This window comes from Streptomyces sp. NPDC048636 (assembly GCF_040650655.1).
In the GTDB taxonomy this organism is placed as follows: domain Bacteria; phylum Actinomycetota; class Actinomycetes; order Streptomycetales; family Streptomycetaceae; genus Streptomyces.
In genome coordinates, this window is the sequence record NZ_JBEZHR010000006.1 from 130,041 (window position 1) to 143,426 (window position 13,386).

Annotated in this window: 13 protein-coding genes; 7 read left to right on the top strand and 6 right to left on the bottom strand. The window is 73.2% G+C overall.

Going from position 1 to position 13,386, the window contains the following annotated elements:
- Nucleotides 1-69 precede the first annotated feature (69 nt).
- Nucleotides 70-1,242 carry a xylose isomerase gene (gene xylA / locus AB0C66_RS18520; protein WP_362439137.1) on the top strand — a complete coding sequence of 391 codons (1,173 nt, stop codon included), beginning with the start codon at nucleotides 70-72 and terminating at the stop codon, nucleotides 1,240-1,242.
- 67 nt (nucleotides 1,243-1,309) lie between these two features.
- On the opposite strand, the gene AB0C66_RS18525 is transcribed toward xylA, so the two are convergent.
- Together AB0C66_RS18525 and AB0C66_RS18530 are read right to left on the bottom strand one after the other, a co-directional pair.
- On the bottom strand, nucleotides 1,310-2,653 hold the full coding sequence (locus tag AB0C66_RS18525) for an SWF or SNF family helicase (RefSeq protein ID WP_362439140.1): 1,344 nt from the start codon (nucleotides 2,651-2,653) through the stop codon (nucleotides 1,310-1,312).
- A complete protein-coding gene (locus AB0C66_RS18530) occupies nucleotides 2,650-5,607 on the bottom strand; it encodes a DEAD/DEAH box helicase (RefSeq protein ID WP_362439143.1) in 2,958 nt (985 codons plus the stop codon). Before AB0C66_RS18530 ends, AB0C66_RS18525 begins: the two co-directional genes overlap by 4 nt.
- Nucleotides 5,608-5,772: 165 nt before the next feature.
- On the opposite strand from AB0C66_RS18530, the gene AB0C66_RS18535 reads away from it, so the two are divergent.
- Entirely contained in the window at nucleotides 5,773-5,955 is a 183-nt protein-coding gene (locus tag AB0C66_RS18535; protein WP_362439146.1) for a hypothetical protein, read from the top strand.
- A gap of 276 nt (nucleotides 5,956-6,231) precedes the next feature.
- Here the strand turns inward: AB0C66_RS18535 and AB0C66_RS18540 are convergent, their stop codons facing one another.
- Together AB0C66_RS18540 and AB0C66_RS18545 are read right to left on the bottom strand one after the other, a co-directional pair.
- A complete protein-coding gene (locus tag AB0C66_RS18540) occupies nucleotides 6,232-7,026 on the bottom strand; it encodes a hypothetical protein (RefSeq protein WP_362439149.1) in 795 nt (264 codons plus the stop codon).
- A gap of 97 nt (nucleotides 7,027-7,123) precedes the next feature.
- Nucleotides 7,124-7,660 carry a PadR family transcriptional regulator gene (locus AB0C66_RS18545; RefSeq protein ID WP_362439152.1) on the bottom strand — a complete coding sequence of 179 codons (537 nt, stop codon included), beginning with the start codon at nucleotides 7,658-7,660 and terminating at the stop codon, nucleotides 7,124-7,126.
- 110 nt (nucleotides 7,661-7,770) lie between these two features.
- Between AB0C66_RS18545 and AB0C66_RS18550 the strand changes: the two genes are divergently transcribed.
- Complete coding sequence (locus tag AB0C66_RS18550; RefSeq protein ID WP_362439155.1) at nucleotides 7,771-8,538, top strand: alpha/beta hydrolase; 768 nt, start codon at nucleotides 7,771-7,773, stop codon at nucleotides 8,536-8,538.
- Between the two features lie 43 nt (nucleotides 8,539-8,581).
- On the opposite strand, the gene AB0C66_RS18555 is transcribed toward AB0C66_RS18550, so the two are convergent.
- Nucleotides 8,582-9,220: a class I SAM-dependent methyltransferase gene (locus AB0C66_RS18555; RefSeq protein WP_362439158.1), complete on the bottom strand. Its 639-nt coding sequence runs from the start codon at nucleotides 9,218-9,220 to the stop codon at nucleotides 8,582-8,584.
- A 339-nt stretch (nucleotides 9,221-9,559) separates the two neighbouring features.
- Between AB0C66_RS18555 and AB0C66_RS18560 the strand changes: the two genes are divergently transcribed.
- Both AB0C66_RS18560 and AB0C66_RS18565 read left to right on the top strand, forming a co-directional pair.
- Complete coding sequence (locus AB0C66_RS18560; protein WP_362439161.1) at nucleotides 9,560-10,078, top strand: roadblock/LC7 domain-containing protein; 519 nt, start codon at nucleotides 9,560-9,562, stop codon at nucleotides 10,076-10,078.
- Nucleotides 10,047-11,237, top strand: a complete 1,191-nt coding sequence (locus AB0C66_RS18565) for a zinc-dependent alcohol dehydrogenase (RefSeq protein WP_362439164.1) — start codon at nucleotides 10,047-10,049, stop codon at nucleotides 11,235-11,237. Before AB0C66_RS18560 ends, AB0C66_RS18565 begins: the two co-directional genes overlap by 32 nt.
- Nucleotides 11,238-11,337: 100 nt before the next feature.
- On the opposite strand, the gene AB0C66_RS18570 is transcribed toward AB0C66_RS18565, so the two are convergent.
- A complete protein-coding gene (locus AB0C66_RS18570) occupies nucleotides 11,338-11,766 on the bottom strand; it encodes a PPOX class F420-dependent oxidoreductase (protein ID WP_362439167.1) in 429 nt (142 codons plus the stop codon).
- Nucleotides 11,767-11,883: 117 nt separating this feature from the next.
- On the opposite strand from AB0C66_RS18570, the gene AB0C66_RS18575 reads away from it, so the two are divergent.
- Together AB0C66_RS18575 and AB0C66_RS18580 are read left to right on the top strand one after the other, a co-directional pair.
- Nucleotides 11,884-12,288, top strand: a complete 405-nt coding sequence (locus tag AB0C66_RS18575) for a roadblock/LC7 domain-containing protein (RefSeq protein ID WP_362439169.1) — start codon at nucleotides 11,884-11,886, stop codon at nucleotides 12,286-12,288.
- Nucleotides 12,289-12,437: 149 nt separating this feature from the next.
- A complete protein-coding gene (locus AB0C66_RS18580) occupies nucleotides 12,438-13,367 on the top strand; it encodes a DUF6397 family protein (RefSeq protein WP_362439172.1) in 930 nt (309 codons plus the stop codon).
- Nucleotides 13,368-13,386: the final 19 nt, after the last annotated feature.

The following is a 13,386-nucleotide window of genomic DNA, read 5'->3' on the forward strand; positions in this document are numbered from 1 at the left end:
GGGCTTCCCCGGAATGCTTGCGCATACTAATTTGTAAAGTGCCATGACGAAATAGGCGAGGGAGCCGCGATGCGCTACACCCCCACTCCCGAGGACAGGTTCAGCTTCGGCCTGTGGACCGTCGGCTGGCAGGGCCGGGACCCGTTCGGCGAGGCCACCCGCCCGGCGCTCGACCCCGTCCGGGCGGTGACCCGGCTGGCCGAACTCGGCGCCTGGGGCGTCACGTTCCACGACGACGACCTGATCCCCCACGGCGCGTCGGAGGCCGAGCGCGAAGCCCGGATCAAACGCTTCCGGCAGGCCCTGGAGGCCACCGGGATGACCGTCCCCATGGCCACCACCAACCTCTTCACCCATCCGGTCTTCAAGGACGGCGCCTTCACCGCCAACGACCGGGACGTACGCCGCTACGCGCTGCGCAAGACCCTCCGCAATATCGACCTCGCCGTCGAACTGGGCGCCACGACCTATGTGGCCTGGGGCGGCCGCGAGGGCGCGGAGTCCGGCGCCGCCAAGGACGTACGGGCCGCGCTGGACCGGATGAAGGAGGCGTTCGACCTGCTCGGCGCGTACGTCACCGAGCAGGGCTACGATCTGCGCTTCGCCATCGAGCCCAAGCCGAACGAGCCGCGTGGCGACATCCTGCTGCCGACCGTCGGCCATGCCCTCGCCTTCATCGAGCGGCTGGAGCGGCCCGCACTCTTCGGAGTGAACCCGGAGGTCGGCCATGAGCAGATGGCCGGGCTGAACTTCCCGCACGGTATCGCCCAGGCGCTGTGGGCGGACAAGCTCTTCCATATCGACCTCAACGGCCAGTCCGGTATCAAGTACGACCAGGACCTGCGCTTCGGCGCGGGCGATCTGCGGGCCGCCTTCTGGCTCGTCGACCTTCTGGAGACGGCCGGATACCAGGGCCCGCGCCACTTCGACTTCAAACCGCCGCGCACGGAGGACGACGAGGGCGTCTGGGCCTCCGCCGCCGGGTGCATGCGGAACTACCTGATCCTCAAGGAGCGGGCCGCGGCCTTCCGCGCCGACCCCGAGGTCCAGCGGGCGCTGCGCGCTTCCCGCCTGGACCAGCTGTCCCGGCCCACCCTGGACGAGGGGGAGACCCCGGCGGCGCTGCTCGCGGACCGTTCCGCCTTCGAGGAGTTCGACGCCGAGGCGGCGGCCGAACGCGGTATGGCCTTCGAGCGCCTGGACCAGCTGGCCATGGACCATCTGCTGGGGGCGCGGGGCTGAGCGGTACCGCCCCGGGTGGTGGCCCCCGGACGAGGGGCATCACCCGGGGCACACCGAGCGCCGTGGCTCAGTCGGACGGCTCCAGGGCCGCCAGGGCCGCCGCCGGGTCGTCGGTGGCGGGACCGGCGGGCCACCAGCGGCCCCGCTCCTTGCGGTACGGCCACCAGCGGCCGTCACGCCCCAGACGCACCTGGGCGTCGGCGCCCGCCACCGTCCACCGATTGCCCGCCATCCGCAGCCGCGGCGCCCGTTCGCCGTCCTCCCAGGCGGCGCGGAGGCGGGCGCGGGCATGGGCCAGCGCCGCCGCGTCCGGAGCCCACTCCTCCTCCAGGACGGCGAGTGCGGCGGGTCCGCCGTGGCCCCACGCCCTTACGGCGAGCGCCAGTTCGGTGCGGTCGCGGCCACAGCCCGTCGCCAGCCGTGCCACGACCCCGTCCGGCGGCCCGGCCGCCATCAGCCGCACCGCGTCCTGCCACACCGTGAGCGATTCCGGCACCACGGGGGCGACCGGCGCCCTCGCATGGCCGGGCGACAGCGCTTCGGCCAACTGCCGCTGGGCGCGTACGGCCGCGTCCGCGGCGAGGAACTCCAGCGCGGCCACATCCAGCCCCGGCGCCGGTTCCGCGCTGCCCACCAGCGCCGGTGGACGGCCGGGCGAGGCCACGGCGGGCGGGGGCGCGGGCAGCGCCACCGGACCGGCCGCGGCGAACGCTTCCAGGGCCGGTACGCCCGCAGGAACGGGCACCGGGCCCGGCCCCGCGGCGCTGTCCTCGGCCGGGGCGCGCCGGGCGGCCCGCGCCACGCTGCGCACCTGGAGTTCGTCCAGCAGTTCCCGTTCCCCGCGCCCGCGCATCAGCAGCAGCACGAACGGATCCTCGTCCAGCAGCCGCGCCAGCTGGTAACAGAGCGCGGTGGTGTGGCGGCAGTGGTCCCACCCCCCGCACGCGCACTCCGGTTCCAGATCGCCGATCCCCGGCAGCAGGTCGACCCCCGCGGCCGCCGCGTCCTCGACCAGCTGCGGGGGCATATCGCGGTCCAGCAGCGCGGCGATATGGCCCGATCGGTCGGCCACCACCTCCAGCAGCCGGTCCCACGCCTCCTCGCTCAACTCCTGGACCAGCACATCCGAGCGGTAGGGCGTACGGTCCCGGTCCCGCACCACCGCGGTGATCCGGCCCGGCCGGACGCTCACCGCGCCGACCGCGCCCTCGCGGGCGTGCCTACGGCCGCTCTTGAGCTGTGCGCTGTCGAGTGCCGTGTCCTCCAGGGCCTTCAGCCACGCCTGACCCCACCAGGTGCGGGCGAAACCACGGCCGCCCGCGGGCGGCAGCGCGTCGAAGACCCGCTCCGCGGGCGAGGCGGCGGCACCGGCCGAGCCGCCGGTGCCACCCGTGTTCCGTTCAAGAGTCATCGCTCGGTCCCCCTCAGCTGCACGAGCTCCGCCAGCTCGGCGTCGGTCAGTTCGGTCAGCGCTCCGTCGCCGGTGCCGAGCACCGCGTCCGCCAGCTCCCGCTTGCGCTCCAGCAGCGCGGCGATCCGGTCCTCCACCGTGCCCTCCGCGATGATCCGGTGGACCTGCACCGGCTGGGTCTGTCCGATGCGGTAGGCGCGGTCGGTGGCCTGCGCCTCGACGGCCGGGTTCCACCAGCGGTCGTAATGCACGACGTGTTCGGCCCGGGTGAGGTTCAGCCCGGTGCCCGCCGCCTTCAACGACAGCAGGAACACCGGCACTTCGCCGTCCTGGAACCGCCGCACCATCTCCTCGCGCCGTGCCACCGGGGTGCCCCCGTGCAGCAGCTGGGTCGCCACCCCGCGCGCGGCCAGGTGGGTTTCGAGGAGGCGGGCCATCCGGACGTACTGCGTGAAGACCAGCACGCTCGCGTCCTCGGCGAGGATCGTGTCCAGGAGTTCGTCCAGCAGCTCCAGCTTTCCGGAGCGGCCGGGGAGGGTGGGGCGCTCCTCCTTCAGATACTGGGCGGGGTGGTTGCAGATCTGCTTCAAGCCGGTGAGCAGCTTGACGATCAGCCCGCGCCGGACGAGACCCGCGGTGCCGGAGATCTCGGCCAGGATCTCGCGCACCACCGCCTCGTAGAGCCCGGCCTGTTCCGTGGTGAGGCTGACGGCGCGGTCCGTCTCGGTCTTCGGCGGCAGTTCGGGGGCGATGCCCGGATCGGACTTGCGGCGGCGCAGCAGGAAGGGCCGGACGAGCTTCGCCAGCCGGGCGGCGGCGGCCGGATCGCTGCCGCTCTCCACGGGCTGGGCGTAGCGCCTGCGGAACGCGCCGTGGCTGCCCAGCACCCCCGGGGTGGTCCAGTCGAGGATCGCCCACAGCTCGGACAGATTGTTCTCGATGGGCGTTCCGGAAAGCGCGACGCGGGCCTTCGCACCGAGGGTGCGCAGCTGCTTCGCGGTAGCCGAGAACGGGTTCTTGACGTGCTGGGCCTCGTCCGCGACCACCATGCCCCAGGGCCCCGCCTCGGCCAGCCGCCGGGTGTCGAGCCGCATCGTCCCGTAGGTGGTGAGGACGAACTCCCCGTCGGCGAGATCGTCCAGGGCGCGGTGGGTGCCGTGGAAGCGGCGCACCGGGGTGCCCGGGGCGAACTTCTCGATCTCGCGCCGCCAGTTGCCCATCAGGGAGGTGGGGCACACCACGAGGGTGGGTCCGGCGGCCCCGGGGACGCCCTGGCGGTGCAGATGCAGCGCGATGAGCGTGATGGTCTTGCCGAGCCCCATGTCGTCGGCGAGGCAGCCGCCGAGACCGAGTGAGGTCATCCGGGCCAGCCAGTCCAGACCGCGCAGCTGGTAGTCGCGCAGGGGGGCGGCGAGCGCCGCGGGCTGGGCGACCGGCGGCTGCTCGGGGTGGGCGGTTCCTTCCGGATCGGCGAGCCGGTCGCGCAGCGCCGCGAGCCAGCCGGTGGGCTCGACGTCCACGACGCTGCCGTCGGCCTCCGTACGGCCGGTGAGGACGGCGTCGAGCGCGTCCACCGGGGTGAGTTTGCGGTCGGTACGGTCCCGTGCGCGGCGGGCCGACTCCGGGTCCAGGACGACCCACTGGTCGCGCAGCCGCACCACCGGGCGGCTGGCCTCGGCGAGCCGGTCGAGCTCGGCACGGGTGAGGTCCTGGTCGCCGATGGCGAAGCGCCAGCTGAAGCGGAGCAGCGCGTCGGCGGAGAGGAAGGACGGCATCCGGGGGCCGAGGTCGTCCCCGGGGCCGCCGTCCTCGTCGGGGCCGATGACGGCGCGGGCGGTGAGCCCGCGCACCAGCTCCCTGGGCCAGTGCACCTGGACCCCGGTGGCGTCCAGCGCCTCCGCCGCCGGTCCGAGCAGCTCGGTGACCTCCTCGTCGGCGAGATCGATCGCGTCGGGCACGGCGGCCGACAGCAGCGGGGCCAGCGGGGGCCAGGCGCGGGCCGCGCGCCGCAGGGTGAGCAGCGCGTCCATCCGGGCGCGCGGGCCCAGGGCCGCGCCGACCGAGGAGGTGCCCGCCCAGATATCGGCCGCGTCCGCGACGAGGGCCGGATCCGTGAGGCTGTGCAGCTGGAGGACGGCGCGGAAGTCCGGCCCCGCCGGATGCGCAGGGTCGTCGTCGGTGGCCCGGATGTCGCCGTGCAGCACCTCGATACGGAGCGACAGCCGTACTCCCGCGTCATGGCCCGCGGCCACGTCGGCCGCCCAGCCACGCTGTTCGGGCAGCCGCACGGGCGGTGCGGCGGCGAACGCGGGGGCGCCCGCGGCCAGGGAGGCGGCGGGGGAGCGCGGCAGCCCGTCCGCCACCGCGTCGAGGAAGGCGCGCAGCTGCCGCTCGGGCTCGGGCAGCAGAACCGGGTCGGTGCCGGGCAACGGCAGCGCGTACGCGGCGGGCGGCATGGCGGCGGCCAGCTCACGCAGCCGCTCCAGATCCTCGGGGGTGAGCGGGCCGACCCGCCAGGCGTCATGATCGGTGGCGGTGAGACCGGGCAGCAGCCTTCCGCGGGCGGCCAGTTGGAGGGCGAGCACGGCGGCGGCACCCCAGAAGGCCGCCGTGGGGTCGGTACCGTCCGCACCGCCCGCCGAGCGCGCGGCCGCCCGGGCGCGGGCGCGGGTGAGCACCGGCAGCGCGGCGGTCAAGGGCAGTACGAGCGCCGGGACGGTACGGGTGTGGACGCCGCGGCCGCCGTCACGGTCGTCGGGCGCCTGAGGAGGGTGCGGGGCCTGCGGAACGACGACGGTCAGCTCCTCCACGGAGCCGGGCCCCGACGGGGGCGGACCGTCCGGGGACCAGAAGGCGACCCGGCTGGTGCGTGCCGGGTCGGCGGGCAGGAAGACCGTCGTGGAACGGCTGAGTTCGACGACCTCGGAGGGTGTCGCCGCGCGGGGTGGTGTCACAGCGCTCGTCTATTCCTCAAATTTGACTAGCAGGACGGGGCGGCCGAGGGTACAGGAGTGGCGCGAAGAATGAGGAACCGGAGGCCGTCGGTGTGCGTTGTGAAGGGTGAACGCGGCTCAGGGCCGTGAAGCACTCGGCTTGCAGCCGTAGAGGAGGCGGGTGATATGTCCACGCGCGCGAAGGTCGCCGCCGGAGGTGTGGCGGCAGGTGTGATCCTGATGTGGCTGCTGCCTTTCTGGGTGGGCCTGCTCGTGATTGTCGGCGTGCCTGTGGCGGCCTATCTGCTGCTGGACCCCTCCCAGCGCCGCCGGCTGCGCCGGGTGTCCCGTAAGCAGCTCGGCCGCTGATCCCGGCCGCCCGGGACCGCTGGCCGGGCCCGGGGCCCGCGGCGACACGCACCTGGGAGTGACCGTGCAGCACCGGTCGCGGGCCGCTCGGAGCCCCCACGCGGGACCCGGCCAGCCGGGGGAGAGGGATGGCCGCGGCCGGTACGGCAACGCGGGGGCGCATCGCCGTACCGGCCGGGTCACGGTGGCTCCGGCACCTCCGATCGCCGGACGACACCACGTCGCTCATACGAGCCGTGGCGGACGACGGGGCGTACGAAGGTGCGCGCCGGGCGCTCAGTGGGGGCGTACGGCGAGCTCGTCCAGCGCCGTCAGCAGCCCGGGGAGTTCGGGGCCGCGCCCTACCGGAAGGACCTCGCCCGGCTCGTCGTCGAGCAGGACGAACGCGATGTCGTCGGTGCGCGCGACCATGCTCCAGCCCGGCCCGTCGGCCCGCAGGGTCCGCGCGTCACCGGCGGCGAACGCGGAGCGGATCCGGCCGAGCGGCGGGGGCGTGTCCAGGTAGCCGCGCACCTCCTCGAGCACCCGTCGCACCCCTCCGTGCGGCTTCTCGCCCGGGGCGACGAAGGTGACGTCGCTGTCCACCTGTTCCCGCCAGATCGCCCACTGAAGGGCGATCTCGTCCGCGCCGAGCCGCCGCTGCGCCGGGCCCCACCGCTCGGCGTCCGGCGGCGCGAGCGGAGGCCGGACGGAGTCCCCGAGTCCGGGGTCGGGCTCGGGGTCATGCGGTGCGGGTACGCCCGGGGCGGCCACGGCCACCGCGAGCGGCCAGCCGGGAAGGGAGGCGACGATGGTGCGCTCGTTGAGGGACAGGTCGTACTCCATCCCGCAGTCCCACGTCGCGATGGCGCAGGCCACGAGCGAGACGTCGTCGGTGGCCACCGTCCAGCGCGCGCCGCGGCCGTCCTGCCCCAGCACCAGCCCGTAGCCGAGCTGGTAGGGCTCCAGGCCGAGGGCGGCGCACGCCTCGGGGTAGTCGTCGCCGAGCACGCTCGGAAATTGAGCGGGTGTCAGCAGTACCGCGGTCAGCACGTAGAGCGCGTCGTCGCCTGACTCCTCCGTGGCGGGCACGGCAGCCTCCTCTTGCGGTCCCGGATCCGATGCGCGATCCGTCGTCGGCGCACCCTAACCAGCCGGTAGCCACGGCGTCGAGATGGCTGCGACCAGGTCAGTCGCCCGGAGCGGCGCGCAGCGTCGCCAGGGTGCTCCGCAGCCAGGACAGTTCGGCCCGGCTGGTGGCACGGGCGATGGTGAGGATCCCGCGCCGGAACGGATCCGCGATCTCCTCGGCGTGCAGCGGCCGGTCGTCCTCGTAGAAGAAGCTGGAGGGGCGGCTCAGGAAGTCGAGTCGCCGCTCCAGCACCGCGGCCTGCGCCGACGGATCCGCCAGCTGCCCGAGGAACGCGAGCACCGTGAACCAGCGGTTCTCGTCGGTGATGTCGGCGTCCGCCGGATCGATGAGACGGCGTCGCAGCTCGGCCCGGCCGTCGTCGGTGAGCGTGAGGACGTGCCGGGGTGCCGCGCCCGCCCCCGGTCGCGTCTCGCGGGCCAGCAGCCCGGCCTTCTCCATCCGTTTGATCGCCGGATAGAGCGTGCTCTCTGCCACGGGTTTGATGTGTCCGGTCAGCGCGGCGATGCGTTTGCGCAGCTCGTAGCCGTGCAGTGGGGCGTCGTGGAGAAAGCCCAGGATGGCGAGTTCGAGCATGCGCGCATTCTGCCCCATCGCGGCTGTACATCGCTCACGCAATACATCGAGTTCGATGTATTGTCGGTCGCGGGAAACGTCGTAGCTGAGAGGCACGGGAGGGGACGACCATGTGGCACGCGCCATTCGGCCCAGCGGGGGCGCACATCAGATGGACCGGGACGGCGGAGGACGGGGACGCGGGCGCGCCCCTGGTCTTCGTCCACGGACTCGGCGCGTCCTCGGCCGTCTACCACGCGCATATCGCGGCCGCCGCACCCCTCGCCGGCCGTCGTTGGCTCTTCGTCGACCTGCCCGGCCACGGGATCAGCGACCGCCCGGTGGACTTCGGCTACACCCTGGACGACCACGCGGCCGCGCTCGCCTCGGCGCTCGACGCGGCCGGGGTGCGGGGCGCGGAGCTGGTCGGGCACAGCATGGGCGGGGCGGTCGCCATCGTGCTCGCGGCGCGCCGCCCCGAACTGGTCTCCCGTCTGGTGCTCACCGAGGCCAATCTCGACCCGGATCCGCCGCGCACGGCGGGCAGCAGCGGGATCGCCTCGTACAGCGAGGAGGAGTTCGTCCGGGGCGGCGGCTTCGCGGAGACACTTGAACGGGTGGGCCCGGTGTGGCGGGCGACCATGCGGCTCGCGGACCCCACCGCGCTGCACCGCAGCGCGGTGGGTCTGATCCGCGGCACCCGGCCGACCATGCGCCGGATGCTCCTGGACCTGGAGATCCCACGCACCTATCTCGTCGGTGAGCACGGCGACGAGATAGGCGGGCGCGAGGAACTGACGGCGGCGGGGGTGGAGGTGCGGACCGTGCCCGGTGCCGGGCACAACGTCATGTTCGACAACGCGTCCGGCTTCATCGCGGCGCTCGTCGCACAGGGGTGACGCGGTCCTGGCCGCGCTCTGACCGAGGCGCCACCGACGTCCCTCAGTCCTGACGTACCGACAGCGCCAGATAGCAGGTGTCCTCGTCCGTGTACGACTCCAGCTTCCAGCCGGAACGGGCGAGCAGCGGCCGCAGGTTGGGCTCGGCCCGCAGATCCCCGGGGGTGACCTGACGGCCGTGACGGGCCGCGAGCGCGGCCCGGCCCACCGGATGGAACAGTGCGAGCCGTCCGCCGGGGCGGACCACGCGCGCCAGTTCGCGCAGTCCGGGGTCGGGTTCGCCGAGATGGGAGATCAGCCCGGCGGCGAACACCGCGTCCAGGCTGCCGTCCCGCAGGGGCAGCCGGGCGACGTCGCCCACGAGGAGCGCCGCCGCGCCGTCCCGCTCCGCGCGGATGGCGGCCTCCAGCATGGCGGGGGTGAGGTCGGCTCCCAGGACGGTGCCCTCCGGACCGACGGCGGCGCGCAGGGCGGGCAGCGCCCGGCCCGTGCCGCAGCCCGCGTCGAGCACCGCGTCCCCGGTACGCAGCCCCAGTTCGGTGACGGCGGCCGCGTAGGCGGGTCCGTCGTCGGGGAAGCGGCTGTCCCAGTCGGCGGCCCGGGGGGTGAAGAACTCCCGCACCTCGGCCGCGCTGCCCGCGCCCGGGCCGTAGTCGTGCTGTTGGCGTTTGTCCTGGGGCATGACGCTCCTCGCTGTGGGCGGATCACCGTGGGGGGACCGTATCCGGTGGATCACCTCTGACGGACCAGCAGGGTGAACCACTCTCCGTGAAGGGGAAGCCATGGCCGACCTTCATCTACGTGCACATTCAGGCATCGATCGATCGCTCTGGCATCTGACACTGTCAATATCAGACACCTTCCGTAACCCACCCCCTTGGTGCGTCCCGAGCGGGACTAGCGTCCCTCACCCAAGGGGGACGCCGCCTGGCCCAGGGGACAACCGGTCCAGGGGCAGCTGCCCCAGGGGGTAGCGGGACCGCCGCCCGGTGCGGTGGACGCCGACCGAGGGAGACCGCTGATGACCAAGCACCATGGCACCGACGCCTGCTCCCTGATCGCCTTCGACCGGATTCTGGACGATCTGGTGGACCGGGGCGACGCTGTACGCCATGCCGTGATCCTCTTCGGCGACGGGGCCACGGTGAGCGCCTCCCGGGGACTCTCCCGCCCGGAGGCCGAGCATCTGGCGGCGGTCGCCGGCGGCTTCCACGGCCTCGCCGGGAGCGCTGGGCGCCGTGCCCGCGTCGACCGGGCGCGCCCGACGGTGATCGAGACGGAAGGGGGCCACCTCTGCGTCGTGGCCCTCGGCGACGGCGGCTGTCTGGCCCTCCTGGGTGCCCCGGGAGCCGACCCGGGCGCCGTCGCTGCCGAGACGGCCCGGCTGGTGGAGCGGATGCACGCGCGGCCGCCCGGGCGTCGCGGATCGTGGCCCCGGCGCCGCTTCGGCCGGTTCTCCGGGGGTACCCGGCCGGGTCTGCCGAACACTACGGCGAAGGGACGCGGCGATGCGAGCGGTGACCTGGCAGGGCCGGCGTGAGGTGAGCGTGGAGACGGTCCCCGACCCGATCATCAAGGAGCCGACGGATGCGATCGTCCGGATCACCACCACCGGGCTGTGCGGGTCCGACCTCCACCTCTATGAGGTGCTGACGCCCTTCATGACCCCCGGGGACATCCTCGGCCATGAGCCCATGGGCATCGTGGAGGAGACCGGACCCGAGGTGACCAACCTCAGCCCTGGCGACCGCGTCGTGGTGCCCTTCCAGATCGCCTGCGGAAACTGCTGGATGTGCCGCTCCGGCCTGCCGACGCAGTGCGAGACCACCCAGGTCGTCGAGGAGGGCATGGGGGCGCAGCTTTTCGGCTTCAGCAGGCTCTACGGCGCGGTCCCGGGCGGTCAGGCGGAGTATCTGCGGGTGCCTCAGGCCCAGTACGGACCGATCAAGGTGCCGGAAGGTCCACCCGACGACCGCTTCGTGTTTCTCTCCGATGTGCTGCCCACGGCATGGCAGGCGGTGGAGTACGCGGCCGTCCCGCAGGACGGGACGGTGGCGGTGCTCGGACTCGGCCCCATCGGCGGGATGGCCTGCCGGGTCGCGACGGTGCAGGGAGCCGGGCGGGTGATCGGGGTGGACCTCGTGCCCGAGCGGCTGCGGCGGGCGCGCGCCGACGGGGTGGAGGTGTTCGACCTGAACGACTACGACCGTCAGGACGATCTCGTCGAGGCGATCGTCTCCCTCACCGAGGGCCGTGGACCGGACGCGGTCATCGACGCGGTGGGCACCGAGGCCCATGGCAGCCCGCTCGGCAGGACGGCCCAGCGGGCCGCGGGATTCCTCCCGAGGGGCTGGGCCGCCCGGCTCACCTCGAAGGCCGGGGTCGACCGCCTGGCGGCGCTGAACCTGGCCATCGCGCTGGTACGGCGCGGCGGCACGGTCTCCCTCAGCGGCGTCTACGGAGGCATGGCCGATCCGCTGCCGCTGATGACGATGTTCGACAAGCAGATCCAGCTGAGGATGGGTCAGGCCAACGTACGACGCTGGGTCGACCACATCCTGCCGCTGCTGACGGACGAGGATCCGCTGGACGTCGACGGGTTCGCCACCCACCGTATGCCGCTGGACGAGGCGCCCCGCGCCTATGAGCTGTTCCAGCACAAGGAGGACGGGGCGATCAAAGTCCTGATGCGCCCCTGAGGGGTACGGCCCTGTGGGAGTTCTGAGGCGACCCTGACGGTGGGTGGGCAACACTCCGCCACGAAGCGAAGGATTTCGGTCGAATGTCGCCAGCAGGTGGCTAGTCGGCCATGTCGGCCACCCCGATCGCCTTCTCGATGCGCACCCTGACCAGCAGCTCGCCGGGCACACCGTTGCGCGCCCCGTACTCCTCGGCGCGGTCCTGGCCCATGTACCGCGCGGCGATCCGGGTCGCCCAGTCACGGACCTGCCCCACCTCGTCGGTGAGCTCGGCCCGGCCCTGCACGGTGACGAACGAGAACGGCGGCCGGTCGTCGTCCACGCAGAGACTGACCCGGCCGTCCCGGGCCATGTTGCGCCCCTTCACCGTGTCCCGCCCCGTGTTGAAGACCAGATCGTCGCCGTCGAGCAGAAACCAGATGGGTGCGATATGCGGGCTGCCGTCGGCCCGTACGGTCGACAGCTTCCCGGTGCGGGTGCCCTCGGAGAGGAACTTCTGCCACTGATCCTTGGTCATTTTCTGTGCCATGTCTCCATCCTGCGTCAAACAGCCCACATCCCCGTGATGACGGACAGGGCGGGTTGCCCAGACGGCGGCAGTGAGAAAGGCTGGCACGCAGCTCTGGGGAATCGGGGAGGAAATGACATGGCACTCAGCAAGGGGCTCGACTGGTTACTGGACGACCTGACCGAGCGGATCGCGCAGATACAGCATGCGCTGGTGCTCTCCAACGACGGGCTGGTGACGGGGGTGAGTGCCACGCTCGAGCGCCAGGACGCCGAGCACCTGGCGGCGGTCGCCTCCGGGCTGCACAGCCTTGCCAAGGGCTCCGGTACGCACTTCCGGACCGGCCGGGTGCGCCAGACGATGGTCGAATTCGACGAGGGAGTCCTCTTCGTCACGGCGGCTGGTGACGGCAGCTGCCTGTGCGTGCTCACCGGGCCGGAGGCCGACGTGGGCCAGGTCGCCTACGAAATGACGCTGCTGGTCAACCGGGTGGGGGAGCACTTGGGCGTCGAGGTGAGGCAGGAGAGCGGCACACCCGGCTGACCCGGGCCCGGCACACGGCTCCTCGGCGGTACTGATGAGGCGTCGACCTGCGCCTCGAGGAAGTTATCCACAGCCCTGACGCAGTGTCGTGCCATGCGGCTATCGTCGTCACTGTCAGTGATTGATGGGTCGCGGGGGAGGACATCGCCATGACCGTGCGGATGGATGTGGGGCTGAAGGAGCGTCAGGGAGCGAGTGGCCCGGCGGGGCCGGAGCCCGGCTTATCGGAGGAGCGTCGCTCGTCCGGGCCGGGGGAGGGGCTCGCGTTCGGTGCGGCGGCCCGCGCTCTGGGGCTCAGGCCGCGCGAGTTCGAGCTCGCCGTGCAGTTGGGAGAGGTGCGCACCGTCAGTACCGGGGCGGGCCCGCGCGTGGAGCGAGCGGAGCTGACGCGGCTGACCACTGCCGAGGGCTTCCCGGAAGCGCTGGCTGCCCGGATGCGGGTGGTCGGCACGGCGGACGGGGCCGAGCTGCTGGGCATCAGCCCGGGGCGGTTCACCCGGCTCGCCCGCGGCGGCTTCTTCGCCCCGGTCCGTTTCTATGTGAACCGCTACCGGGCCGTGGTGTGGCTCTATCTGGCGGCGGATCTCACCGAGTTGGCCGCACGCCGGCCGGAGCTGCTGTCCGGCCGCACCCCGCCGGGGCTGAGCGCGGCGCTGGCCGCGGGGGAGGACTGGCGCGCCGAGACCTGGCGCGGCCGCCGGATCGGGCAACTGCTCGCGCGGGCCGAGGAGCCCTGGGCCCGGGCCGCGGTCCTCGCCGCGGCGCTCGGGCCGGATGACCTCGCCTCCGTCGTCGCTGATCCTCACGAGCGCGGCCATCTGCGGGAGCTGTGCCCCGCTCTGGTCCAGATGCGGCCCGACAGCGGACCGGTGCGCGAGGTGATCGACAAGACGGTGACGGCGGACGATGCACGGGAGGTCCGGCGCTACCGGGCCGCGCTCACCGAGGCCCTGCGGGCTGCCCGCGCATCGCGGTCCGCACCGGGTGCGGAGGCGGAGGAGAGTCCGCAGCGGGGAGGCCGGCACCGCTCCACGGACCGCCCGCGGGGGCTGTGGCGCAGACTGACCGGCAGGCGCTGAGCCATGATGGGCAGCGCCG